This window comes from Devosia riboflavina (assembly GCF_000743575.1).
In the GTDB taxonomy this organism is placed as follows: Bacteria; Pseudomonadota; Alphaproteobacteria; order Rhizobiales; family Devosiaceae; genus Devosia; species Devosia riboflavina.
Genome location: NZ_JQGC01000024.1, coordinates 1 through 23357 on the forward strand (window position 1 = coordinate 1; position 23357 = coordinate 23357).

Sequence of the window (23357 nt, forward strand, 5' to 3'; positions counted from 1 at the left end):
CGATACAAAACTAAAAGCCTCCGCCAAAAGCGGAGGCTTTTTGCGTTTATAAGCGCGAAATGAAAGGGAGAAGCACAAGTGGAAACCGACTTTTCCGCCGATTGCGGCAAATGCTTCGCCCTTTGCTGCACGGCCCTCTCCTTCGAGCGGGGACGCCAGTTCGGACACGACAAGGCGGCCGGCCAGCCCTGCCACAATCTCGCAGGTGACTTTCGCTGCACCATTCACGCCCGGCGCGAAGAGCTCGGCTATGATGGTTGCGAGGAATTCGATTGCCTGGGCGCCGGGCAGCGGGCATCGGCCATCTTCGCCGCGGAGAACTGGAGGCGCGATCCCCCCATAGCGCGCCGGCTCTATGCCAGCTTCTCCTTGCTACTGCGTCTCCAGGAAATGCGCCGGGCGCTGGTGACGGCAGCGGAGCTGGACATCGGCGAGGATTTGCATGGTGAACGTCTGGCCCTGCTCGAGCAACTGGCGACGCAGGCGGATAGCCTTCGCGAAGACATTGGCGAAGAGGCAAGCAAACTACTGAAGGCATGCCGGGAATTTCTGCGCCAGTTGCGGTTCGTCATCGCTGCCTAGACGGAAGATTGCACCTGCACTGATATTCGGCCGCGCGCCGCGGGCAGTTGGCGATCCGAGCCATAAGGCCGAAGGCCGCCTCAGGTTTTGTCTTTAGGCGGCCGCAAATTGGGCTGGATGACGATCCGGGCTTGACCTCAGATGCGTAGGCGCCATGTTGAGGCCAATTTTCTTGGCCACTTGCGGTGCTTATGCAGCTCATCATCCGCCTTCTCATCGCTGTCTTCCTGCTCTCAACACCGGCCTTCGCGCAGGTGCCGGGGGTGACAAGTGCCCCTGCGAACGCCGAGGCCACGGCCACCGAATCGAGCCAGGCCGTCGACGATCTTGTTCGCATCCTTGAGGACGATACGGCGCGAGCCGCGCTGATCGAGCGATTGAAGCAGGCGGCGCCAGCGGCGGCTGAGGAGACTGCCACCGAGGAAATTCTGCCCGATCTCAGCATTGCGCGGCAGTTGGCGGAATATACGCGCAGCGTGGCGCAGGGGGCGTCAGCCACGGTTCGGGCGGTCGGCGGCATCTTTGTCAATTTCAGGCAGGCGGTCGATGGCACGCTCAATGCGGACTATGAGATGCTGGGGGCGCTGGCGGTCAATCTGGGGATCGTGCTGGCCGGGCTTTTTGGCAGTTTTTGGCTTTTGCGGCTGGCAACGCAGCCGCTCATGGCGCGGATATCGCGCGGGGCGGCCAATCGTAATATCTGGCAAAAGCTCGGGATCATTGCTGCGGGGACCTTGGTCGATACGCTGAGCGTTGTCGTGGCCTGGGCGTTTGGCTATGTGCTGGCGCTCAATTTCGGCACGACGCCGCGCGGCGAGATGGGGATCAATCAGAGCCTGCTTCTCAACGCCTTCCTTGTCGTGGAGCTGTGCAAGCTGGCTGTGCGAATTCTGCTGGCGCCGCGGCATACGAGCCTGCGCTTCCTGCCTGTCACCGATGACAATGCGGCCTATTGGTCGTTCTGGTTGGCGCGGTTAGTTTCGTTGCTGGGCTACACCTTCATGTTCGTGTCGCCGATGCTGGCCTCGGCGATTTCTCCCGCGGCCGCCACGGCCGTGCAGATCCTGATCATGATCACGGTGGTGACCGTGGGCGTGATCATCGTCTTGCAGAACAAGGACGATGTGCGGGTCTGGCTTTCCGAGGTCGCCGTGCGGCGGGGCAATGCCGGGCTCTGGCGTGTGCTGGCTGCCGTGGGGCAGCAATGGCATGTGCTGGCCATTGCCTATCTGCTGGCGCTTTTGGTGGTCTGGTTCGCCAATCCCGAGGAGGCGCTGCCGTTTATGCTGGGGGCAACGGTGCAGTCGCTGCTGGCGATTGTCATCGGCTCGCTGATCGTCGGTTTCATCGGACGTTTCGTCAATGTTGGCCTGCGGCTGCCGCCCGATATCAGCCAGCGCCTGCCGCTGCTCGAGAACCGGCTGCAGGCCTTCGTGCCGGCTGTCATGGCCGTTGTGCGCTGGGTGGTGATTGCGGGGGTGATCATATCGGTTGGGCAGGCCTGGCAATTGTTCGATTTCGCCAATTGGATTGGCAGCGACGAGGGGCTGGGCGTGGCCGGGTCGGTGGTTTCGGCGGCGCTGATCGTGCTGATCGCCATTGTTCTCCACGTCGTGGTGGCGTCCTGGGTGGAATATCGGCTGAGTTCGAGTTCAGGCAAGGCGCCGACGCCGCGCGAAAAGACGCTGCTCAATCTCTTCAAGAACGCCTTTACGGTGGCGCTGGTGATCTTTGGCGTCATGCTGGCCCTGGCGCAGATCGGGGTGAATATCGCGCCGCTCCTTGCCGGTGCCGGTGTCGTCGGTCTTGCCATCGGTTTTGGTGCGCAAAAGCTGGTGCAAGACATCATCACCGGCATCTTCATCCAGTTCGAGAATGTGATGAACGAAGGCGACGTGGTGGAGGCGGCCGGGCGCACGGGCGTGGTTGAAAAACTGACGATCCGGTCGGTGACCATTCGCGACATGACGGGAACGGTGCATCTGATCCCGTTCTCGTCGGTCGATCAGGTATCGAATATGATGCGTGGCTTCTCCTTCTATGTGTCGGAGGTGGAGATTGCCTATGACAGCGATATCGAGGGCGCCAAGCAGGCCATGCGCGATGCCTTTGCCGTGGTCATGGAGCATCCGGACTATAAAAATGTCATTCTCGATGATCTCGATCTGCAGGGGCTGATCGCCATTACGCCGGCTTCGGTGACGCTGCGCTCGCGCATCAAAACCTTGGCGGGCAAGCAATGGGGCGCTGGGCGTTTTTATAGCGAAACGCTGATGCGGCTTTTTAGCGAGCGCGGCATAGAAACGCCGACGCCGAAGATGCGCTATGTGCCTGGCAAGGGCGGAAAATCCTATCCGGAGCTGCCGCCCATGGGCGAAGATCCGAGTTAAAGCGCTAGGCGCTTCAACTTCTGTTTTTGCGCATATCTTTTCCCGAAACCGGTGACCACTTTCGGGAGACATGCTTTGAATTCATTGTGATCGGACCAAAGCCTTGCCTTAAGGTGATCTTAATCGGGTGCGTTAATTCTTTGATACGCGCGCCCGATGCTGTTCGGCCGGCGCGCCCGTGACTTTCAGTTAGCGCGTATCACGAGGCTCGACATGATCCGATCCAGCGGACTTTTTGCCTTTGGCAAAGCCATAGCGGCTTTTTCGCTTGTTCTTGGCCTGGCCGCGCCGGCCCATGGCAATAGCGCCGATTTCGTGCGCGGCCTCTGGCCGGATGCGCAGGCCATTGGCGTGAGCCGACAGGCGTTCGATGCCTCTTTTGCCGGCTATTCGCCGAGTTCCAAGGTGATGGAGCTGACGCGCAAGCAGCCCGAATTCTCCCAGACAGTGCAGCAATATATCGACAAGCGCGTCACCGCCGCCCAGGCGGGCAAGGGCGCGGCCATGCGCAAGGAATGGGCGCAGACCCTCGCGGGGGCGCAGCAGCGCTTTGGGGTGCAGCCGGAGGTGGTCCTGGCCATCTGGGGCATGGAAACCAATTTCGGCGGCTTCATGGGCGGCAATAATACCATCCATGCGCTGGCGACGCTGACCGAGGGCGGCTATCGCGCCGACTTCTTCCGCAAGGAGTTGCTTACCGCGCTGCGCATCGTCTCGGATGGGCATATTGCGCCCAATCAGATGGTTGGGTCGTGGGCGGGTGCCATGGGGCATACCCAGTTCATGCCCTCGAGTTTCATGCGCTATGCGATCGACTATAATGGCGATGGGCGCAAGGATATCTGGAACTCGGTGCCCGATGCGCTGGGGTCGACCGCCAATTATCTCAATGCCTTCGGGTGGCGGCCGGGCGAGACCTGGGGCTATGAGGTGAAAATTCCCGCCGGCTTTGACTTTGCGCGCGCCCGGCAGATGGAAAAGGCGCCGCTGAGCCAGTGGCAGGCGATGGGGATTTCGCGCGTTTCCGGGCGGGCTTTTCCACGGGCGGGCGATGTGGGGCGGCTTTATATGCCGGCAGGGGCGAGCGGCCCGGCCTTTTTGCTTTTGCCTAATTTCGATGTGATCAAGCGCTACAATAATTCGGACAGCTATGCGCTTGCCGTGGGCCATCTGGCGGATCGGATCATCGGCGGGGGCAGTTTTGCGACGCCCTGGCCGGCGGGGGATTATGCGCTCAACAAAGAGCAGCGAACCGAATTGCAGAGCCTGCTGAGCCGGGCCGGCTATGATGTCGGGACGCCCGATGGCGTCGTTGGGCCCAAGACGCGGGCGGCGGTCATGGCGTTCCAGGCACGGGCCGGACTGCCTGCGGATGGGCATGTTTCGGGGCTGCTGCTCGATCGGCTGAAACGCTGAACGCTCTAAAGCGTGATAATACGTTAACCTTTTGTTAACCCCCGGAGAGTCAGACTCGGGGTGCTTAAGTAGAGGGCAGGCTAGCGCCAAGAACGGTGCGCCTGCCCTCGCCCATTGTGGGCGGGAGCTTTCCCAATCCACCACGTCACAAAATGTCCGGCATTGCCTCCCATAGTGCCGGTGCCCTCCCAACCATCATCAGTTACGCAATGACCAGACTTCGTATTTTCGCCGCGCTTGCGGTTCTTGTTTCGCTGCTGCCCGTGCCGGCTTTTGCGATTTCCATGATGGACCCGTTCAACCTGCCGACCTCGATGGATTCAGGCACGTCCAAGATCGGGGATGGCATTCCCTATGCCGATGGGCCGCGGCACAAGCTCGACATCTATGGGCCGGAGCAGCGTGGCGCGCCGGCGCCGGTGGTGTTTTTCATCTATGGTGGTGGCTGGAACCGGGGCGAGCGCAGCGACTATCAGTTTGTCGGCCGGGCGCTGGCCTCGCGCGGCTTTATCACCGTCATTGCCGACTATCGGCTGGTGCCGGAAGTGCGCTTCCCCGACTTTCTCTATGACAGCGCGGCGGCGATGCGCTGGGTGCAGGACAATATCGCCAATTATGGTGGCGACCCCAATCGGCTGTTTCTCGCCGGGCATTCGGCGGGCGCCTATAATGCGGTGATGCTGGCGCTCGACCCGTCCTATCGGCAGGAATTCGGCGTAACCATGCCGATCCTGGCCGTGGCGGCTTTGTCTGGTCCCTATGATTTCTATCCGTTTGAATATGGAGAGGTGAAGGACGCGTTCGGGAGTGCACCGAACCCCGAGGGGACGCAGCCGATCAACCTCATCACTTCGTCGTCGCCGCCCATGTATCTGGCGAGCGGCACGACCGACCCGATCGTGCGCGTGCAGAATACCAATCACTTTGCCGAGCGGTTGCGGGCGCAGGGCGTTTGGGTGACGACGCAATATTATGAGGGCTTTGGGCATATGGAGCCGGTGATCGCCATGGGCGCGCTCTGGCGCTGGCGCATGCCGGTGCTGGAGGACATGGTCGGCTTTTTCCAGCGGTTCGGGGCTTTCCCGAGCGGCGTACCCTATGTGGTTGCGACGCCGGAAGCGCCGGAGCAATTGCCGGAGGCCATCGCGCCGATGGACCAGATTGTGTCGCAGCTCAATTCGATGTTCCAGCCGATCGAGGAGTGAGGCGCTCAACTCCACCCACCGGCCGTCATCCTCGGGCTTGACCCGAGGACGGTTCACTTAAGTGCAGAGCCCTCGGGTCAAGCCCGAGGGTGACGACTTTGGGGTATTACCGCAGCGGCTCGATGACCACTGACTCTGCCGAGCGCTTGTTGGGGCCGTGGTAGACGGCTTCGATATTGTTGCCGTCGGGGTCGGTGACAAAGGCGGCGTAGTAGCCGGGGTGGTAGTCCCTCTCGCCCGGGGCGCCGTTGTCCTTGCCGCCGGCGGCGAGGGCGGCCTGGTAGAAGGCGTCGACCGTGGCCTGGTCCTTGGCCTGGAAGGCAAGGTGGACGTGACTGGGGAGAATATCGCCTTCGGTCTGGTCGACGAAAAGCTCGTCGGCCTGGAACCAGTTCTTGCCCGAAGCGGTGATCGGGATGTTGAGGACGGCGAAGACGGCCTTGTAGAATTTCAGCGTCTTTTCGAAATCATGCGCCCGCAATTGGACGTGATCGATGAGGCGTCCGGTATGGAAGGCCATTTTTTGTCCCTTTGTGCTGGTCCGGAATGGCGATCTATGCCATCCGGCCGATCTCAAGATGGGCCCCGGCCTTCGCCGGGGTGACAGTCAGTAGTGGAATCGCCGGACAGCAAAACGCCCGGACGAGCCGGGCGTTCCTGGGGCCTATTGGGTATCGCTGAACGGAAAACCGGTTTCCACTTTTCCGCGCGATACCTAGAGGTCGAAAAATTATTCGGCTTCGTCGGCCGAGGCCGAATTGAGCTGGCCGTACTTTTCCGGGCCGATCTTTTCGAGGAGATCGAGCTGGGTTTCGAGGAAGTCGATGTGACCTTCCTCGTCCGTAAGGAGGGCCTCGAACAGGTTCTTGGAGACATAGTCGCCAAGCTGTTCGCAAAGCTCGCGGCTCGCCTTGTAGGCGGCGCGGGCGTCATATTCGCCGGCAAGGTCGGCTTCGAGAACTTCCTTGATGGTCTGGCCGATCCGCAGCGGGGCCACGCGCTGCAAATTGGGATGACCTTCAAGAAAGATAATGCGCTCGATCAGCCGGTCGGCGTGATGCATCTCTTCGATGGATTCAGCGCGTTCCTTGGCTGCAAGCTTTTTATAGCCCCAATCATCCAGAAGGCGGAAATGAACCCAATACTGGTTGACGGCGCCGAGTTCGAGAAAAAGGGCTTCGTTAAGCCGCTCGATGACTTGTGCTTCGCCTTTCACGACGTACTCCACTGCGTTGCTGCTTAAGCTTCTCCAGCCCAGTCTGGAACGTCAAAACGTCCCCAGGCGGATGGGCATGCTGGGCGTGATAATTCTCTGTGACCTGGACGATAATGTCCACCACATTCGGCACACAGCCCGCGCATTTCGCACGTCGGTTGAGCTCGCTATAGACCTTCGCCGGAACCACCAATTGCCAAGGGTCTGCCTTGAGAAGATCCAGAACAATGTCCTCGATCTCTTGCGAGGTGATCATATTGCACTGGCAGACAAGCATTGGTGGGGCCGGAAAGTCGTCTCAACGGGCGGCAATAAACGCCCAACATAGTTGAATGTCAACATCATAAATTGCCGCGACGCGCGCTCGGGAGCCTCCGTAGCGCCGGGGCGTATGGCCGGTTTGCTTGCCCGCCAGGGGCGCTGCGTCCTAAAACTGGCGTCCTTCGGCAACCCCCGCGCTGCGTGCCCGTTAAGCACGGACGATTTCGGCTTTCGCGACGGGTACTTATGCAACAGACAGCGCCGCACCGCTTTCACATCATCCTCAATGCCAATTCGGGAACAGTGCTCGCGACCGGCATTTCCGTCGAAGCGCTTGAGGCGCTTTGCGCGGAAACAGGGCTCGATGCCGAGGTGGACGGCGATGTGGAAACCCCGCTGATGCAGAGGGTGGAACGGGCGGTCGAGGCCGGTGCCGAGGTGATTGTGGCGGCAGGCGGGGACGGTACGATAACGGCGCTTGCCGGCGCCCTGGCGGGGACGGATAGAGTGCTGGGCATATTGCCGCTCGGGACGGTCAATGCGCTGGCCAAGGATCTTGGCATACCGCTCGAGGTGAAGGCGGCCATAGCGGCGCTGGCCACGGGTGTGACGCGGCAGATCGATGTGGGCGAGGTCAATGAGCGCGTGTTTCTCCACAAGGTAGTGATCGGCGTGATCCCGTCGCTGGCGGCGGCGCGCGAGCACATTCGCGGGCAGGGGACCTGGAGCTCCAAGTTTGCCTTCATGCGTTTCCTGCTGCACCGCTTGTCGCGGGCGCGGCGCATGGCCGTGGCGATCAACCCGGAGGATGGTCCCGAGCATATCGTGCGGGCCAAGGCCGTGGCAGTCGCCTGCAACGAATATGAGGAGGGGCTCGGGAAGGTCTTTTCGCGCAGCGAGCTCGATGGCGGACGGCTCACCATTTATACGCTAAGCTCGTTGACGGTGGGGGATTTCGTGCGGCTGGCGAGCGGAATGGTGCTCGGCACCTGGAGGGATGCGCCGGCCCTGAGCATCGAATCCTCGCGCGCCGTGATCATCCGCAGCCGCAAGAAACTGCTCAAGGTGATGTTCGACGGCGAGGTGGAGACGCTGCATAGCCCGCTGCGCTTTAAGATAAGGCCACAGGCGCTGACCGTGCTAGTGCCTGCCGGGACCGGAGACAATGCGCAAGGAGGGGCAGCATGAGGATCGTCCATATTTCCGACCTGCATTTTGGGCATCACGATCCGGCGGTATCGGCGGGACTGGCGCAGGATATCGAGCTGCAAAAGCCGGACCTCGTCGTGGCGAGCGGCGATTTTACCCAGGTCGGCACCAGGGCAGAATTCATCGCGGCGCGAGACTTTCTCGACACGCTGACGGCCCCGGTCTTTGCCGTGCCCGGCAATCACGACGTGCCGGCAATCAACATTTTTCGGCGGTTTTTCAATCCCTATGGGCTTTATCGGCGCTATATCGCGAGGGAACTGGAACCGTTCCTCGAAATGGACGGCGTGGTGTTCGTGGGGATGAAGACGTCGCGGCGGGCGCGGCTCGAATGGAACTGGGGCCATGGAACGATTTCGGAAGATCAGCTCGAGCATCTCGAGAGCCGTTTCGCCAAGGCCTCGCCCGACGCGCTGCGGGTGATCGTCGCGCACCACCCGGTGATGTTTCCCACCGAGGCCATGGTACAGCGGACCAAGCTCGTCAAACGGGCCGATGATGCGCTGGCCACCTTTTCACGGCTCGGGGTGCGGTTGGTGCTCTCGGGGCATTTTCACCTCTCCTATGTGCGCAAGCATGAGCATCCCGGCGATATCAAAGAAGGCGCACCCACCGGCATGCGGACGGCAGCGGCGGCGCCGATTCTCGTGGCCCAGGCCTCCTCGGCCATCTCGACGCGGCTGCGTGGCGAGCCCAATGCCTATAACCTGATCGATATCAGCCCGGAAAAGATCACCATCACGGTGCGCGAATGGCGCGACATGAAGTGGTTTACCCGCGAGAAGGCTTCCGAGCCGACCTGATGTTTTGGGCGGGTTTGGGGGACGCGGTCGGTCGGGCGGGCGAGGGGGCGTCGCGCCATTCGCCGGGCGCGAGACCTTCCACAGTCCAATCCCCGATCTGCCAGCGCACCAGCCTGAGGGTCGGGAGGCCGACGGAGGCGGTCATGCGGCGCACCTGGCGGTTGCGGCCTTCGGTGATGGTGAGGGAGAGCCAGGTGTCGGGGACGCTCTTGCGATAGCGCACGGGCGGGTTTCGGTCCCAGAGGGCCGGGGGATCGATCAGCTTTGCCTTGGCGGGAAGCGTGGGGCCATCGTTGAGGGTGACACCCCTACGCAGCTTTTCGAGGGCTTCTTCGGTGGCAGTGCCTTCCACCTGCACCAGATAGGTTTTCGGCAGTTTGAAGCGGGGCGAGGAAATCTCGGCCTGCAGCTTTCCGTCGTCGGTGAGAAGGAGGAGGCCCTCGCTGTCCTTGTCGAGCCGGCCGGCGGGGTAGACTTCAGGCACTTTGACGAAGTCAGCCAGCGTCTCGCCCGGATTGCCGCCGGAAAATTGCGAGAGCACGTTGAACGGCTTGTTGAGAAGGATGAGGCGGGCCATGGGGCAGTGATAGTCGATCACGGCGGCGTTGACCACGGTCAAGCATTTGTTGACTTGAGGTCTTTTGTTGGTCGCAATGGCTGGGCTAACATCGGATGGCGGCCTCAGTGTGCAGTTCTTTTGGGAGAGAGCAATGAAACCGATCCGTTCATCGAGACGAGCCGTGTTGGTGTTGGCATCAGCCGGTTCGGTGCTGGCTCTGTCGGCAGCGCCGGTCCTCGCCGGCCCCGCCTTTGACGCCTGCGCCGCGGAGGCGTCGAGCCAATATGAGGTGGGGTTTGAATCGATCGGGCGGGAAACCTGGGACATCGACACCTCGGCTGCGATCAAGGCCTGCAGCGAGGCGCTGAAGGAAGAACCCGATTCAGCCCAGGTCAAGGGCTGGCTGGCACGCGCTTACTTTGCCGATGGCGATACCGAGAAGGCCGTGCCGCTTTTCGAAGAGGCGGCCGAGGGCGGCCATGTGATCGCGCTCGCCATCTATGGCGACATGCTGACGACCGGGGACGGGGTCGAGACCGATATGGAGCGCGGCGCGCAATTGCTGCTGCAAGGCGCCGAGGCCGGCTTTGCGCTGGCGCAGAACTCCATGGGGCTCTCCTATGATTTCGGCGAGGGCGTCGAGCAGAACTATGATGAAGCGGCGCGCTGGTATCGGGCGGCGGCCGAGCAGGGCATGGCCAAGGCGCAGTCCAATCTGGGGCTGATGTATCAGGAGGGCCTTGGCGTGCCGCGCGACTATGTGGCAGCGGCGGCCTGGTTCGAAAAGGCCGTGGCGCAGGGCGATGTGTCGGCACAGGTCAATCTGGGCAAGGTTTTGCAGGACGGACTGGGGCAGGACGTCGATATGGAGCGCGCCGTCGAGCTCTATCGGCTCGCGGCCGATGCCGGCGACATGTATGGCCAGAACAATCTCGCCTTCCTCCTCGAAAACGGCGAGGGCGTGGAACAGGATGTGGCGGAGGCCGCGGAACTCTATCAACTGGCGGCCGACCAGGGCATGGCGCTCGCCAAGCACAATCTGGCGCTGCTCTATGAAGATGGGCGCGGCGTGAAGCAGGACTATGCCAAGGCATTGCAGCTTTACGAGGAAGCGGCCGAAGGCGGAGAAATGCGCGCGGCGGTCAATCTCGGTCTTCTTTACATGGATGGGTTGGGGACTGAGGTCGACTATGCCGAGGCCTTGAAATGGACCCAGATTGCGGCCGACAAGGCTCAGCCGATCGGGCTCAACAATATGGGCCATATCTATGAAAACGGGCTGGGGGTCGATGTCGATCTCGACCTCGCCAAGAGCTATTATCAGCAATCGGCTGATCTTGGTTATCAGCTCGCCGTGGATAATCTGGCGCGGCTCAATAGCGGCGGCAGTTCGGGCGGCGGCAAGACCAAGTCGAAATAGGGTCCTGCGGAAATCGAAGAAGGCCTCGGCTAGAACTCGCCGGGGCCTTCTTCTTTTTTGATCTCGCTTTCGGCCAGCTTCTTGCGGTGGCGTGCAGCAATTACGGCTGCCGAGGCGGCGGTGCGGTGGGCCGTCGAGAAGAATTCGCGATGGGCGAGTACGAGGACGGTCGCAAGGCAGGCAGCGACGGCAAGCCATTCGGAAATGAACCAGGCGACGGTCGATACCGAGAAATAATAGGCGCGAATGCCGGAATTGAAATTTTTCGCGCCCAGCGCATTCATGCGGGTGATGGCGTCGATCTCTTCTTCCGAAGTGACCCGGTCGTGCTCAAGGGCGCCGAGCATGATGCAATAATGATTGAACTGACGCAGCGACAGGGTGAAGGCGAAGAAGGCCAAGACGAACATGGCCAGCATGACCATGAGGTGGATCTGCACATCGGCGATGGAGAAGCCGCTATCGACAGAGAGCGAGTCGAGCGTTTCCATCAGGGTGGGCAATTGGCCGAAGACGGCAAAGACGGCCAGCACCAGCAGGACCGAGGTTGAGGCCAGAAAACTGACCGAGCCCATGATATTGCCCGAGAGGATGGCGTCAAACGGGCTTTCGCGGCGCGTCGCATTGGTCACCCAGCGGCGGCGCTGCATGTTCATGATGGTCGAGAGCGAGGGGCGGCGGCGCTCGATCAGCGGCACGATGAGATTATAGGCGTAATAGGCAAGGAGCGGAAAAAGCGAAGTGAAAAGCGTTGCCGTCATGCCGGGCCCCCGAAGCGATCGATCACAACTTACAATGGGCGCGGGTGGCGGCGGAAGAGTGCGTCGATCTCGCCGAGGACTTCGGGCGAGAGTGTGAGATTGACCGCGCCGAGGTCGATGGCCAGTTGTTCTGTGCTGGTGGCGCCGATGATGGTGGAGGTCATGAAGGGGCGGGTGCGGCAGAAGGCGATGGCCATCTGGGCGGGATCGAGGCCGTGCTTTTTGGCGAGGGCCAGATAATCGCGGGTGGCGGCCTCGGAAAACTCGTTCTGGCGCCAGAATCCCTTCTGGTACTCCTTGCGGCTCCCCTTAGGCGTCTGGCCGTCGAGATATTTGCCCGTCAGCATGCCGGCGGCGAGGGGCGAATAGGCGAGGAGGCCGACATCTTCGTGGTGGCTCAATTCGGCCAGGTCATGGTCGAAGAGGCGGCGAAGGAAATTGTATTCGTTCTGCACGGAGGCGAGGCGCGGAAACCCCTTGGCTTCGGCGATGCGCAGCCACTGGGTGATGCCCCAGGTGGTTTCGTTGGAGACGCCGATGGCGCGGATTTTTCCTGATTTGACCAGCTCGTTCAGGGTTTCGAGCATGTCTTCGAGATTGGCGAGAATGTCGGCGGTGTCCTGCTTGTGCGGGGCATAGCGCCAGTAGTTCTCAAAATGGTAGTGGCCGCGGCTCGCCCAATGGATCTGATAGAGATCGATATAGTCGGTCTTGAGGCGTTTGAGGCTCCCATCAACCGCGATGCGGATCGAGGCGCCATCGGCGCGCTTGCCTTCGCGTAGGAAGGTATTGCCGCCGCCGCCGATCTTGCTGGCGAGGACCCAGTTTTCGCGGTCCTGGTGGGTAGCGAACCAGTTGCCGATGATCTCTTCGGTGCGGCCGGAGGTTTCGGGGCTGCCGGGAACGGCGTAGAGTTCGGCCGTGTCCATGAAATTGATGCCTGCATCGCGCGCCATGGCGATCTGGGCATGGCCTTCGGCTTCGGTATTCTGGCTGCCCCAGGTCATGGTGCCCAAGCAGATATCGGTGACCTCGATGCCGGTACGGCCGAGTTTTTTCATTTCCATGATGGGCGCCCCAATCCAGAATTTCCAGCGGCCGGACAGTTGGCTGTCCAGCGGGCCGGACGGTAGACCGTTCGACGCGACGGGGAAAAGACGGGAACGGGCCAAGGCGGAGTTTTCCACATGCCTTGCGCGGCAAGGCCCTGATTTTGCTGATGTCGGGGGTTGGTGTCAAAAAACCGTCACCTCATCCGCTTTGGGGGTTGAGGTCTTCGGAACTACCCCCTATATAGCCCTCACACCGCGCCGAGGCGCTGTGTTTGACGCGGGATGGAGCAGCCCGGTAGCTCGTCAGGCTCATAACCTGAAGGTCGCAGGTTCAAATCCTGCTCCCGCAACCAACACCACCTGCCGGTAACGGCTAGGCGAAGAGATGAAAGCCCCCTCACGGGGGCTTTTTTCATTTCTTGCCCCGTCACTATGATTGCGCTCGTCGGCAAACATAGCGTTTTGGTCGGAGGGACCTTCGAGGCCCGTCTCGTCAAACTGCCCGTTAGCATTAGAGTCTGGCACTAGGTTAAGGTCAGACAAGTCCGCCTTCACGGCCGCCTTGTCGCGGTTTGAAGCGATCGACAGAATACCTGCCAGATCGCCCACAAGATCGACAACCAGCCGGTCTCCGTCCGGAGCGGGCGTGAGAACGACTTTCTCGATCAAGCTTCTTAGAATTCTGGACGCCTGCATACGCTCCGCCGGGTCTTGCAGCGTCGTCACTAGTTCCCGAATCGCGTTGTGGTAGCGCTTGGCCATGTTGGGGTGGAAAATCACCGGCTCATCCGAAGTGACCTCCAGAATCTTCTGGAGTTCCTCCCGGCGTTTTTGCAGCGCGTTTGCCCGGTCCTTGATCAGCGATACGTCGATGCCTTCAGCAATCGCGCTGATTATCTTTTCGCGTTCACGCTCAAGCTTGTTGAGCTCGGCGCGATAACCGTCGCGGGCGGCATTGTGGGCAGACCGCAGCTCGTTCATCCGCCGCGTATATTCTTTGCAGAACAGATCGCAGAGAGCCTCGTCCATGAGGTGGACTTGCAGGGCGGACAGGACGGAGGCCTCCAGCTCCTCAACGTTCATTGCGAGGGCGTTGTCGCATGTGCCCTTATTCATGCGGTTGGCGCAGCGAACGCGCTTGCGGCCTTCAACTGTGTAGCCACCGCCGCAGCATCCGCAGCGCATAAGTCCAGTCAGCAGGTATCTTGGGCGGTTGTGAGAATGCAGTGGCGCTCGCTCTATCAGTGTCTGGCGTGATTTCAGCTCGTCCCACACAGCCTGGTCAACGATGCGCAGTTCCGGCGCTTCCGTGACCACCCATTCAGACGGCTCATTGAGGCGGGAAATGCGCTTTCCCGTGGAAGGGTCCTTCACATACCGCAGTCTGTTCCAGATGATCTTTCCGACATACAGCTCATTGTTGATGATGCCTGTGCCGCGACGGCGGTTACCGTTGATGGTGCTTGGCCCCCACGTGCCGCCGAGCGGACCTGCAATGCCTTCAGAGTTTAATTGCTTTGCGATGGCCGTGGGCGAGAGGCCCTTTAGATGCTCACTAAAAATACGGCGGACGATGTTTGCTTCGGCGTCATTAATCCGGCGCTCGCCGTGTGTGTAGTCACCGGTAGCGTCAACGCCGCGGACTACGTCATAGCCATAGGTCAGCCCGCCGCCGGATTTCCCCTTCTCGACGCGCCCGCGCATGCCGCGGTGGGTCTTTGCCGCAAGGTCTTTCAGGAACAGAGCATTCATCGTGCCTTTGAGGCCGATGTGGAGGCTTGAGATTTCGCCTTCAGAGAGTGTGAATACCGTGACGTTCGCGAACTGCATGCGCTTATAGAAGCCCGCGATGTCTTCCTGATCACGTGAAAGGCGATCCATCGCTTCCGAGACGACGATGTCGAATTTGCCGGAGACTCCATCCTGCATGAGCTTCTGAATACCCGGTCTCAACAAGCTGGCACCGGAGATAGCATGGTCGCTATAGACCTCTACCACATGCCAGCCCTCGCGCACCGCGCGCTCCTTGCAAATGCGGATTTGGTCCTCGATAGAGGCGTCCCGTTGGTTGTCTGATGAATAACGTGCATAGATCGCTGCGCGCATGGCTAGTCCCTTTCGTTCGATGAATTGCTTTGCGCCTTACCGAACTGCTGAAACTCAGCGAAATCGCGCTCTGCCGCGCTGGATGCCATTAACCGGACGAAAGCTACGAGCCGCTCGTCGGGCGCTGGCGAAATGGAATTTGGCGCTCCTCTCCGAGTGTCGCTGTCTTTAGGGGTCCGGGTCAACTTTTTCTTACGCCTTTCTTTTTGGTTTGGGGATGATATCTGTTGTTCTCAAATACAGAACAAACAATGAACAATGTTATAGGAACACTTTCCTATTTTGGCAAGGTAATTTTACTTTCCGAAATCTTCCTGCGTGGCCGTATGTGCAGCCGAATGGCCGGATTCTGCCAATTTCGACTTCGCAATCGCGGTGAAGATTTTTCGGGACCTGCCTGCGGTTGTAATCACGAGGGTTCGCGCATGGCCGGGTGCGTCGACCGACAGGACACCGACGCATGCCGAAACGGCCAAGAGCGCCAGGGGAGTTATGACTAAGACCGCCCGCTCTTGGTCAGTAAGGAGATCGGCGTAGACGGTGAGTGCTCCCCCGGCGAGCATGCCGATTGCGGCGGACAGCCAGAATAGATCGCGGCGCCGGCGCACGGTGGCATGGCTGAGGGGATAGATTCCGGTCGGTGTCGACAAGGCAGATCTTGTTACCGTGTAGCGGCCATCATCGAACTGAGGGTTCATGACATTCCTCATTTGCAGAAGGAGAGTGCGCTAACGGCAGCGCGCTCGCGAAGTGCGGCCGCCTCAGTGGCAGGTATGAGACGGAAGCTTGCCGTGTGAACGGCGTAGTCAAAGCGCAACTTCGTTGTGGTGAGGGCACCGCAAGAACAGCGCGCCAGTTTCTGGGCGCGAGAGAGCGGCTCCGGCATCGCACTATCGATGATGCGTGCCTCAAGATCGTCAAGTTCGGGCATGCCGAGCAGGGATCCTATCCCTGAACCCAAAACCGGGGCAGGGGTGTCTGCAATGCTGGCCTCTTCACAAAGCGCCTGGACAGGCTCGACCAACTCGCGCTGCAGGGCGCGATCGGCAAGGACCGCATAGTTGAACCCGAACCATGTCGCACCGGCTAGGAGGATGCCGAGGGCACTTTCCGGCAGTTTGGTGAGCAGATCGATCATTGCGAGGGGCTCCCTCTCTTTTGGCTGATGTTTTTGCCCGGTCCCTGACTCTGCGAAGGTGAGCGCGCCTGCAGGTTGCGGATGACCGAGTTGCTCATCCGCGTTCGAATGCCGTTGATGCTTGTGAGGCGCTGAGTCATGCGGGCCCGTACATTACGCCGGGCTTCCGTCATCACGCTCTGCGCCGTGTATTCTTTGGCCAGCGTGGGAAGGGCGGGCGTCACCTCGGCGAGGCCTGCCCGCTTCTTCCAGAGGGCAACACTTTCTTTGACGACCCAGGTCTCTTCGTATTTGCCGAAATGGGCCCGGGCCCGGGCCTTCACTCGCGCTGCCCTATCTTCGATAGCCCGCAGTTGCGTGATCGCCGCAGGGTCTCCATTCGCCAGGGAGAAGCTTTTTGGTGTCGTTGCTGTGAAGGACGCGGTGACGACCTTGCCGGGTGGAGCTTGCTTAGCCATGGAGCGCCCCCGCAGGTTTCAGCAGCATGACGAACGGACAATCGCCATGGCTGGGCGAGACGGTCTGTGAATCGCGCCCGACATAGTCGCAGCTCGTATAGTACTTGCTCTCGTAGCTGCCGGTGTAGCGGTAGTTCCAGAGCATGTGCGGTGTGCCGTAAAGCCACATCGCACCAAGGGCTGCCGTTATCACGGCGACCCACAATAGCTTTGACGGGCGGACCCAAAGGGTGCGCTTACTCATCTTGCGTCTCCGGCTTCAAATAGGGGGCAATTGTGAGGACAGGCTTGGAATAGAGCCGCGTGCCCGAGATCGGACTGGGCGCAACGTAGTCACGCCACCAATCCACCTCGCCGTAATGGACCATGCGAAGCTTCATGGGATTCATGCCGCGCACGAACACCCAGGCGTGGCCACGCTCCATTGAGAGGACTTCGTTGGGCTTCATCAGCGGCCGTGAGAACTCGCTCGTGGCGATGCTGATTTCGCGGGCGTGGCTCTGGTAGGAGAAATCTTGTTTGCGTAGCGTCGTATCGGAGAGGGTTTCCGATACCGCCTTGGCTCGTTCCGGACTGTTCAGTCCGGCGGTGATCCGCACGTCGCTATAGGCCTCGATGGAGCGCGCGGCATCGCGCCCGTACGCTTTCTCAAGCCCGGCGAACCCCTGAATGAAGAAATCCATGCTGACACCGAGACCGCGCAGCGTCTCCATGTCCGAGGTCAATTCGCTGAACCTGTAGTTCAGCGCCTCCTCGGCCACGATGTGGACCTTGTGCCCGTGCGGCTTCGACTTGCAGGCTTCAAGGATATTGTAGTTCAGCAGCGAGACGAGGGGCGCGAACTCCCGCGTATGGGTGAGCGGGCTCATGATGAACACGATCACCTGGCGCTCACGTAACTCACCCAGCCTGTGAAATGCCCTCTCTCCGTACCCGCTGAGGTGGCCGACGGGATTGAACGACAAGAGGCGCTGGCTGGCGCCTTCGACGAACGAGCCGAAGTTTTCTTCGTTCTTCTTCGCGCGGTCGATGAGGTTGAGCGCTTCCACCTTCAGGAATGCCACAAGCGCGTCGTTGGGATCTATGCCTTCAAGTTGAAAGGCGAGCAGCGCCAGCCGCTTTTTGAAGGCGATCGGGTCCGCGATCAGCGAATAGAGAGCCGAGGGCGTGCACTCTGCTGGATTGAGGAATGCTTCGCTCAGGATCGCGACGATCAGCACCCTGCGGCTGCCGTGGGCGAAGTACGGGTTCTTCTCCTCGTTGTTGAGGGGATAAAGGATGACCGCGTAGTCCATTGCTATCCGCACCGCGTTTTTACGCTCGTGCGCTTCACCATGAACGGCATCAATCACTGCCTGAAAGGCACCCAGCTCGACTTCGCCTTCTATGCCGAGCAGGCCGCCGGCGGGATTGACGGCCCAGACTTCGAATCCAAGCCTCCTGAGACCAGCAGAGAGCATAGGAAACAGCTCTCGCTTCGGGTCGGCAATCACCAGCGAGTAGCCGCCGGTAGCGCGGCTGATAATCCACGTCATAACGTAGCAGATGGATTTGCCGACGCCGGGAGGCATCTCGATGATCGAAAACGGCAGCGAGCGGGGACGCCATACCGGACGCCCCTTGTGGTCAAGGCCGAGCAGTTCGGATGGTTGATCCATACCTGCCGCCGAGCGCTCCGCAGGCGTCGCCTCTCTCGCCGACCCGTGGCTATCGCTGATGTCTTGCGAAATCGCGATATTTTTGCGCAGGCGATAATCTTTCAGAACATTGCGGCCTGCTGTCATCAGCAGGATGGCAGCCCCGGAGGCAAGGGCTCCTGCCATGACGAAATCCTGCCAGTGCTGGGCAGTGGGCCATAACAGTGATGCCGAGCCTCCCAGCGCCGCCGCCGCTATGACGGGCCGATTCACCGGCCCGCTTTTCGCGATGATCTTGACCGGCGTCATTCTTCGGCGCCCGGCAGGGTAAAATCAAAATTGCAGTGGGACCTGGCGAGCGCGGCCAGTGCGGTCGCGCCAAGCCGGAAAAGGTCAAGCTGCTGAGACGGCAAGCCTTCCAGACCGTGAAAGACCGGATTGTTCGAGCCCTGCTGATGGGCCAGGGTAATCTTGCGCTCGACTCCATCCCCGGCTAGTGCGGCGATGTAGCACCAGCGCGAGCCCACGAGATTTCCGGCAAGATCGGCGGGGCTGGCAAAGCGCACGCCCGTCGTCACCTTGAAGGGCAAGCCTGCGACGGGCGTTTCCTTGAAGAAGGTGATGTCCTTGGCGCCGGCAAGTGCCGGGACTTCTTCAAGGTTGGGAGCTACCACTGCAGCCTGTGGCTCGCGCTCGCCGAAGATCGCGGCCAATCTGCCGAAAATTAGGTCCTCGCCAGCGAGATCCATGGCAACGATGAGCCCTATACCGGCGACGGCGACAGCTGTGACGCAGAGCGCCACGCTCGTACCAAAGAGACGACCGATCATTTGCTCGCTCCTTCGCGGTGATCGTTGTTGAGGTGTTCGACTTCGCGCCGACCTGCGAGCTGGATCACGAGCAGTGCCAAGGGGCTAAGGTCGAGGAAGATGGACGCGATCCACTGGGGTAGCAGGGCCACCCAATAGGCGCGGATTGCTTCAAGGGCATCGAGGGGACGGGCGGGTCGCGCCGCAACTGCTTCGCCGTCCAGGTTTGCCAGAGCGTGCCGCAGACTGTCGGCAACCGGCTTCACCATTTCCGCAATGACACGCAGTTCGCGGTTCTGGACGGCCTCGAAATCGCTGCTGGCATCGCCCTGATCGGGCACCAGATTTTCAAGGATCGACAGCGTCGCTTCGATCGAAAGGACGTAGTCGTACTGGCGCACTTGCGCGAGCAGGCGGTCGATCTTGTCGGCTGCAATGGAGACGCCCCGCGAGCGTTCTCCGATATCGCCAGTAATGAAGACGTAGCTCTTCATCTCGGCAAGCGTGGTGCTGATCTCGCCTTGCACCTTATTGGCCTGCGCCATGCCGCCTTGGATATCGGTGCTCAGGGTGCCGAGAATTGTCGAGACCTGGCGGAAGGTTTCCGACACCTTGCCTTCGCCCTTGCTGCCTGATTGCGCGCCCGTGGCGACTTCGACATCGGCCAGTGATGCAAAGCGTGCGACCTGTGATGTCATCACGGGGACCAGCTGTGCCGCCGTGCTCGACTGCCCGGCTACGGCGGTTGTTATGTCCTCATAGGATTCAACCGTATCCGCCATCGATAGCTTCACAGCGGTGGGGCCGCCGAGGGCAAGAACGGAAAACGGTGCGTCGATTGCGGTGATGCAGAGGGCGTAAATGCTACCGGCCAAAATGCCGGTGAGCATCCTGCGTTTGCGCAGCCGCGGCACGATGCTGAAGATATGCTTCCAGCCGAGCCAGGCGAGGACAGCCACGATGGTAGCAAAGCTCAGAGCGTGGGCCTTGCCGAGGAGACCCTCTCCGGATTCCGACAGCGGCATTGATACGCCGGCATAAGTGAGGAGAAGGATGCCGACGCTGACGATCATCAAAAGGATCGATGTCAGGGCCTCGATGTAGTCGACTGTGACGTGAAGGCGGGTGCCCTCACGAGATTTGCCCGATGGTCGGAAGCGGGCTTCGCCGAATTTGCGAAGGCGTGAGAAGTAGCTGTTCCTGCGACGGACATCCGTTTCGGCGCGGTGGCCTACCTCGTCGGCAGGAATTGGCGTGTACTTTTTCATGGCGCACCCAAGGTTGAGTGCGCCTAATGTGTGGGTACCCACCAATTATGTCAAGTGGGTCCCCACGCATTTTGATTTCTAGGGTTCGATACCCAGCTCTTTGATAATCAGACCTTCAATCCACTCGTTCCGGGTGACGCCTTTGCTTTGGGCTCTAGCCTCAGCTGCTTCGGCCAAGGCCGGAGCTAAACGGAGCTTAACTTGTTGCTTGGAACGATTCTCTTCCGCCCATCGCGGCTTCTCAGGATTCGAAAGGGGGGTTGTGCGCCGACGACGGTCCGCCGGTGGCTCATTAACGGCCAGCCCGGTCTGCTCTTGCCCCTGCTCTGATTGACGCGGCGCGCTTTTGTCGAATTCGTTATCCAAAATGGACTTATCTGTGCGTCCAAGTAAATCGCTTGGCACGTCTCCATTCTTAAATGTAACAGTCTTTACGATTTTGTTCTTATCGTTCCAAAATCGAATCTGCAATATTTGTCTGTATGCCGTTGAAACTACGGCGTAATTTATTTCATCAATGTGTAAATACTTCGAGGCTAGATTGATGTCTCTGGCGAATTTCTCAATATCATTTGGCATTCCAGCTTCATCTGTTTCGACAAACACTAGATTTACCATCAGGGATGGGTGATCAAATGCGACTGCCTTTTTGGGGCGTTTGCGAAAGCTTTCAAGGGCGGCACGGCCATCTGGACTTGGTTGCCGTTCGCCCCGGAGGGAGGCCCGGTTCATGAGTTTTTGCCGCGTGTCCGGCGCATTAGGGATATCCTTGGAACCCCTTCCTGGGAGCTTGTTTTCGGTCACTTTTCAGCCTCCAGTTAAAGCCACGCCTTATACCACAATCGGTCCTATTGGTGCAGCGATCGATGAATTCCTAACGGCCGGAAGACCATCCAGCCAGTATCCGAGTGCGCCTACCGATCCCGTTCTCAGGGATCAATGTCGGGCCCGCTCCATTCGGACCTAAAGGTCCTCCCGTGTTCTCCATGACCCGTTCGCCCTAGTGCCCGGTCCTTCTCGCGCATCGGCTGGATGGTCCAGCCCATAACCGAAAGGAAATATCATGAACACGAAATCCAATAACGAACGACCGATGTTCCAGGTCAGCTTCGCCCGCATTACCGGCAAGGACGAGAACGGCAACGACATTCTGGCCCGCCCAAAGGAGATCGGTGCCGTCTGGCCCCGTCGCGGCGACAAGAAGGGCGCGATCCTAACCCTCGACATCATCCCGATCGAGCTTACACAGCGTCAGGGTGTCATCTTCCTGGTTCCGCCGCTGGAGCCCCGCGATGGCGACAGCGAGGGCTCGAAATGAGCTCTCGCACCGAACAGATCGCGAAGCTCAACGATCTGCTGCGTGCCACCTTCCTCACAGGGAAGGTGGTGCTCACCGAAGGGATCGCTTCACTGGATGACGACCGACGTGCCGAAGTTCTTTCGCGGGTGCAGTCGTTCAGCAACTTCTCGACCGACAACGATCCCTACGGGGAGCGCGACTTCGGAGCATTCGAAGTCGCAGGCGCGGGCAGGGTCTTCTGGAAGATCGACTACTATAACGGCACCCTTGACGGCGGCTCGGAAGATCCGGCTGACGCCAAGAAAACCACGCGCGTGCTGACGATAATGCTCGCCAGCGAGTACTAACAGGAACGCCGCCGCAAGATTTGGCGGCGTTCTATTCCATTGCGGATAGGCCCACGGGTCCCCTCAAATTGACAGTTTGCGAAGTTGAGCACGTGATGACAATTTGAGAGCATGACCGACATCTTAGAGAAAGACCGTTACGCTGGCACCCTCACTGTGGGGGGACACGCACTGCCGCTAGGGTTCCAACTGAGTGCGGGAGCCGACGGGCGCTTAGTGTTTGAACCCGAGCCCATGGATCCCAGACACTATATGCAAGTCGTTCGGGCCGGTGGGCGGCCCGGGCAAGAAAGAGAGCACTTTCATCTGTATGCAGAAAGCACCACCGGGAAGAGTGTTTCCTCCGAAAGTGTATACCTTCTTGGCCACGGTTCCGGCGCGGAAGGTCTCACCGTAAACTTTGGTGCGAACGTCGCCACTGTAACTCTTCCGCGTTTGAACCCCGTTGCAAGGCCCTGCCTGCAGTTGTGGCTCCGGTCCTTTAGGTCATTTAGGAATTCCCTTGTCAAAACCCCGCTTGGCGACGTTGCGGTGTACGGGGCGGACCGCCCCGAGACGCAGGATTCGCTTTCCGGTAGCTTAGTTGTTCAGGCCGCAACTGGCTCACCTGGTCCGACTTGGCGGGAGGATGCCGATGGGCTTCTGAAGCACCTGCATCAGGGGATGGCACTGGCCCATGGCGGACGCCTCCAGGTTCCGATCGTGGAATACGCCTCAGGCGATCTCACCGAGGCCAAATTCTATGCTGGCCAAGGGTCCGCGGCTGAGTTCGCCGTTTTCCCCTATCTGAATCATGGGCCATTTATCCAAGCCCTTGCCGACCGGTTTTTTGATAAAGGGCCGCTGCCCGAGACCTTGTGGACGGCGATGGTGTGGATGCATGCCGAAACGACGTTCGACGAAATTCGCTTCTTCACCGGCATGACCGCACTTGAAGCAATTATCGAAAGTCAGCTTGGGGAACGGCGCGGCACGATCATTCCCAAGCAAACCTTCGCGCCGCTCCGTTCAGCGATTGATCAGGTCATTGATGGTGCCGACGGCCTGTCGAAAGAGGCCATGGCGATTCTGAAGGGTCGCATCGCGGGCATCAACTCGAAGTCGTTCGGCGAAAAAATAGACGCGCTCTTTGACGAGTATGGTATCTCACGCGCGGACTTCGACGGCCCAACAATCGTTGGTTTGGTAAGGTTGCGAAATGAGATCGTTCACCGTGGCACGATTCCCGGTGACAGCAGCATTTGGCCCCAAATTATCCTCGTCAGAGAACTCATCACGCGGATACTGCTGAGCGAAATTGGCTTTGTGGGTCACTATGATTGCTACATCTCGGAGCGACATATGCGGGCGTTCCCGGAATGCGTGCCGATCTCCGATTGAGGTTGCGCCAGATGGCTGGCCTCGGCGGTTCAAGCCAGTC

General features: G+C 60.1%; 24 protein-coding genes and 1 tRNA gene. 11 read left to right on the top strand and 14 right to left on the bottom strand.

Annotation, left to right across the window (positions count from 1 at the left end; genetic code table 11):
• Positions 1-78 precede the first annotated feature (78 nt).
• The 4 genes from JP75_RS19675 to JP75_RS19690 all read left to right on the top strand — a co-directional run bounded on the left by JP75_RS19675 (position 79) and on the right by JP75_RS19690 (position 5593).
• Complete coding sequence (locus JP75_RS19675) at positions 79-582, top strand: hypothetical protein (RefSeq protein ID WP_035086230.1); 504 nt, start codon at positions 79-81, stop codon at positions 580-582.
• 191 nt (positions 583-773) lie between these two features.
• Positions 774-2972 carry a mechanosensitive ion channel domain-containing protein gene (locus JP75_RS19680; protein WP_051960958.1) on the top strand — a complete coding sequence of 733 codons (2199 nt, stop codon included), beginning with the start codon at positions 774-776 and terminating at the stop codon, positions 2970-2972.
• Between the two features lie 213 nt (positions 2973-3185).
• The gene (locus JP75_RS19685) at positions 3186-4388 is read left to right on the top strand and encodes a lytic murein transglycosylase (RefSeq protein ID WP_051960959.1); all 1203 of its coding nucleotides are present in this window, start codon (positions 3186-3188) and stop codon (positions 4386-4388) included.
• A gap of 209 nt (positions 4389-4597) precedes the next feature.
• Entirely contained in the window at positions 4598-5593 is a 996-nt protein-coding gene (locus JP75_RS19690; RefSeq protein WP_244446363.1) for an alpha/beta hydrolase, read from the top strand.
• Positions 5594-5699: 106 nt separating this feature from the next.
• On the opposite strand, the gene JP75_RS19695 is transcribed toward JP75_RS19690, so the two are convergent.
• Together JP75_RS19695 and bfr are read right to left on the bottom strand one after the other, a co-directional pair.
• On the bottom strand, positions 5700-6113 hold the full coding sequence (locus tag JP75_RS19695) for a VOC family protein (protein WP_035086234.1): 414 nt from the start codon (positions 6111-6113) through the stop codon (positions 5700-5702).
• Between the two features lie 210 nt (positions 6114-6323).
• Positions 6324-6809 carry a bacterioferritin gene (gene bfr, locus JP75_RS19700; RefSeq protein WP_035086236.1) on the bottom strand — a complete coding sequence of 162 codons (486 nt, stop codon included), beginning with the start codon at positions 6807-6809 and terminating at the stop codon, positions 6324-6326.
• Positions 6810-7316: 507 nt separating this feature from the next.
• Here bfr and JP75_RS19710 point away from each other — a divergent pair.
• Together JP75_RS19710 and JP75_RS19715 are read left to right on the top strand one after the other, a co-directional pair.
• The gene (locus JP75_RS19710; protein WP_051960961.1) at positions 7317-8258 is read left to right on the top strand and encodes a diacylglycerol/lipid kinase family protein; all 942 of its coding nucleotides are present in this window, start codon (positions 7317-7319) and stop codon (positions 8256-8258) included.
• Positions 8255-9082 carry a metallophosphoesterase family protein gene (locus tag JP75_RS19715; protein ID WP_035086237.1) on the top strand — a complete coding sequence of 276 codons (828 nt, stop codon included), beginning with the start codon at positions 8255-8257 and terminating at the stop codon, positions 9080-9082. The genes JP75_RS19710 and JP75_RS19715 overlap by 4 nt, the downstream gene beginning before the upstream one ends.
• On the opposite strand, the gene JP75_RS19720 is transcribed toward JP75_RS19715, so the two are convergent.
• A complete protein-coding gene (locus JP75_RS19720; protein WP_244446366.1) occupies positions 9051-9695 on the bottom strand; it encodes a pseudouridine synthase in 645 nt (214 codons plus the stop codon). The two genes, JP75_RS19715 and JP75_RS19720, sit on opposite strands and share 32 nt — an antisense overlap.
• A gap of 97 nt (positions 9696-9792) precedes the next feature.
• Here JP75_RS19720 and JP75_RS19725 point away from each other — a divergent pair, with 97 nt between their 5' ends.
• A complete protein-coding gene (locus JP75_RS19725) occupies positions 9793-11061 on the top strand; it encodes a tetratricopeptide repeat protein (RefSeq protein ID WP_160194737.1) in 1269 nt (422 codons plus the stop codon).
• A 29-nt stretch (positions 11062-11090) separates the two neighbouring features.
• On the opposite strand, the gene JP75_RS19730 is transcribed toward JP75_RS19725, so the two are convergent.
• Together JP75_RS19730 and JP75_RS19735 are read right to left on the bottom strand one after the other, a co-directional pair.
• Positions 11091-11822 carry a DUF599 domain-containing protein gene (locus JP75_RS19730; protein ID WP_084587809.1) on the bottom strand — a complete coding sequence of 244 codons (732 nt, stop codon included), beginning with the start codon at positions 11820-11822 and terminating at the stop codon, positions 11091-11093.
• 29 nt (positions 11823-11851) lie between these two features.
• A complete protein-coding gene (locus JP75_RS19735; RefSeq protein ID WP_035086239.1) occupies positions 11852-12889 on the bottom strand; it encodes an aldo/keto reductase in 1038 nt (345 codons plus the stop codon).
• Between the two features lie 261 nt (positions 12890-13150).
• Here JP75_RS19735 and JP75_RS19740 point away from each other — a divergent pair.
• Positions 13151-13227: transfer RNA gene (locus tag JP75_RS19740), tRNA-Met, on the top strand.
• Here JP75_RS19740 and JP75_RS25990 read toward each other — a convergent pair.
• From JP75_RS25990 to JP75_RS19790, 9 genes are all read right to left on the bottom strand, one after another.
• The gene (locus JP75_RS25990; protein WP_084587814.1) at positions 13184-14980 is read right to left on the bottom strand and encodes a recombinase family protein; all 1797 of its coding nucleotides are present in this window, start codon (positions 14978-14980) and stop codon (positions 13184-13186) included. The genes JP75_RS19740 and JP75_RS25990 overlap by 44 nt on opposite strands.
• A 296-nt stretch (positions 14981-15276) precedes the next feature.
• Positions 15277-15678 carry a hypothetical protein gene (locus JP75_RS19755; protein ID WP_035086244.1) on the bottom strand — a complete coding sequence of 134 codons (402 nt, stop codon included), beginning with the start codon at positions 15676-15678 and terminating at the stop codon, positions 15277-15279.
• Positions 15679-15686: 8 nt separating this feature from the next.
• Entirely contained in the window at positions 15687-16118 is a 432-nt protein-coding gene (locus JP75_RS19760; RefSeq protein ID WP_035086245.1) for a hypothetical protein, read from the bottom strand.
• Complete coding sequence (locus JP75_RS19765) at positions 16115-16576, bottom strand: hypothetical protein (RefSeq protein WP_035086246.1); 462 nt, start codon at positions 16574-16576, stop codon at positions 16115-16117. Before JP75_RS19765 ends, JP75_RS19760 begins: the two co-directional genes overlap by 4 nt.
• The gene (locus JP75_RS19770; RefSeq protein WP_035086248.1) at positions 16569-16820 is read right to left on the bottom strand and encodes a hypothetical protein; all 252 of its coding nucleotides are present in this window, start codon (positions 16818-16820) and stop codon (positions 16569-16571) included. The genes JP75_RS19765 and JP75_RS19770 overlap by 8 nt, the downstream gene beginning before the upstream one ends.
• A complete protein-coding gene (locus JP75_RS19775; protein ID WP_035086250.1) occupies positions 16813-18522 on the bottom strand; it encodes a type IV secretory system conjugative DNA transfer family protein in 1710 nt (569 codons plus the stop codon). Before JP75_RS19775 ends, JP75_RS19770 begins: the two co-directional genes overlap by 8 nt.
• A complete protein-coding gene (locus tag JP75_RS19780; RefSeq protein WP_035086252.1) occupies positions 18519-19043 on the bottom strand; it encodes a hypothetical protein in 525 nt (174 codons plus the stop codon). The genes JP75_RS19775 and JP75_RS19780 overlap by 4 nt, the downstream gene beginning before the upstream one ends.
• Complete coding sequence (locus tag JP75_RS19785) at positions 19040-20290, bottom strand: hypothetical protein (protein WP_035086254.1); 1251 nt, start codon at positions 20288-20290, stop codon at positions 19040-19042. The genes JP75_RS19780 and JP75_RS19785 overlap by 4 nt, the downstream gene beginning before the upstream one ends.
• Positions 20291-20368: 78 nt before the next feature.
• The gene (locus JP75_RS19790; protein WP_152565919.1) at positions 20369-21094 is read right to left on the bottom strand and encodes a hypothetical protein; all 726 of its coding nucleotides are present in this window, start codon (positions 21092-21094) and stop codon (positions 20369-20371) included.
• A gap of 259 nt (positions 21095-21353) precedes the next feature.
• Here JP75_RS19790 and JP75_RS19795 point away from each other — a divergent pair, with 259 nt between their 5' ends.
• From JP75_RS19795 to JP75_RS26340, 3 genes are all read left to right on the top strand, one after another.
• Positions 21354-21608, top strand: a complete 255-nt coding sequence (locus JP75_RS19795) for a hypothetical protein (protein ID WP_035086258.1) — start codon at positions 21354-21356, stop codon at positions 21606-21608.
• A complete protein-coding gene (locus tag JP75_RS19800; RefSeq protein ID WP_035086260.1) occupies positions 21605-21937 on the top strand; it encodes a DUF3768 domain-containing protein in 333 nt (110 codons plus the stop codon). Before JP75_RS19795 ends, JP75_RS19800 begins: the two co-directional genes overlap by 4 nt.
• Before the next feature lie 111 nt (positions 21938-22048).
• Positions 22049-23317, top strand: a complete 1269-nt coding sequence (locus tag JP75_RS26340) for a hypothetical protein (protein ID WP_152565920.1) — start codon at positions 22049-22051, stop codon at positions 23315-23317.
• Positions 23318-23357 lie beyond the last annotated feature (40 nt).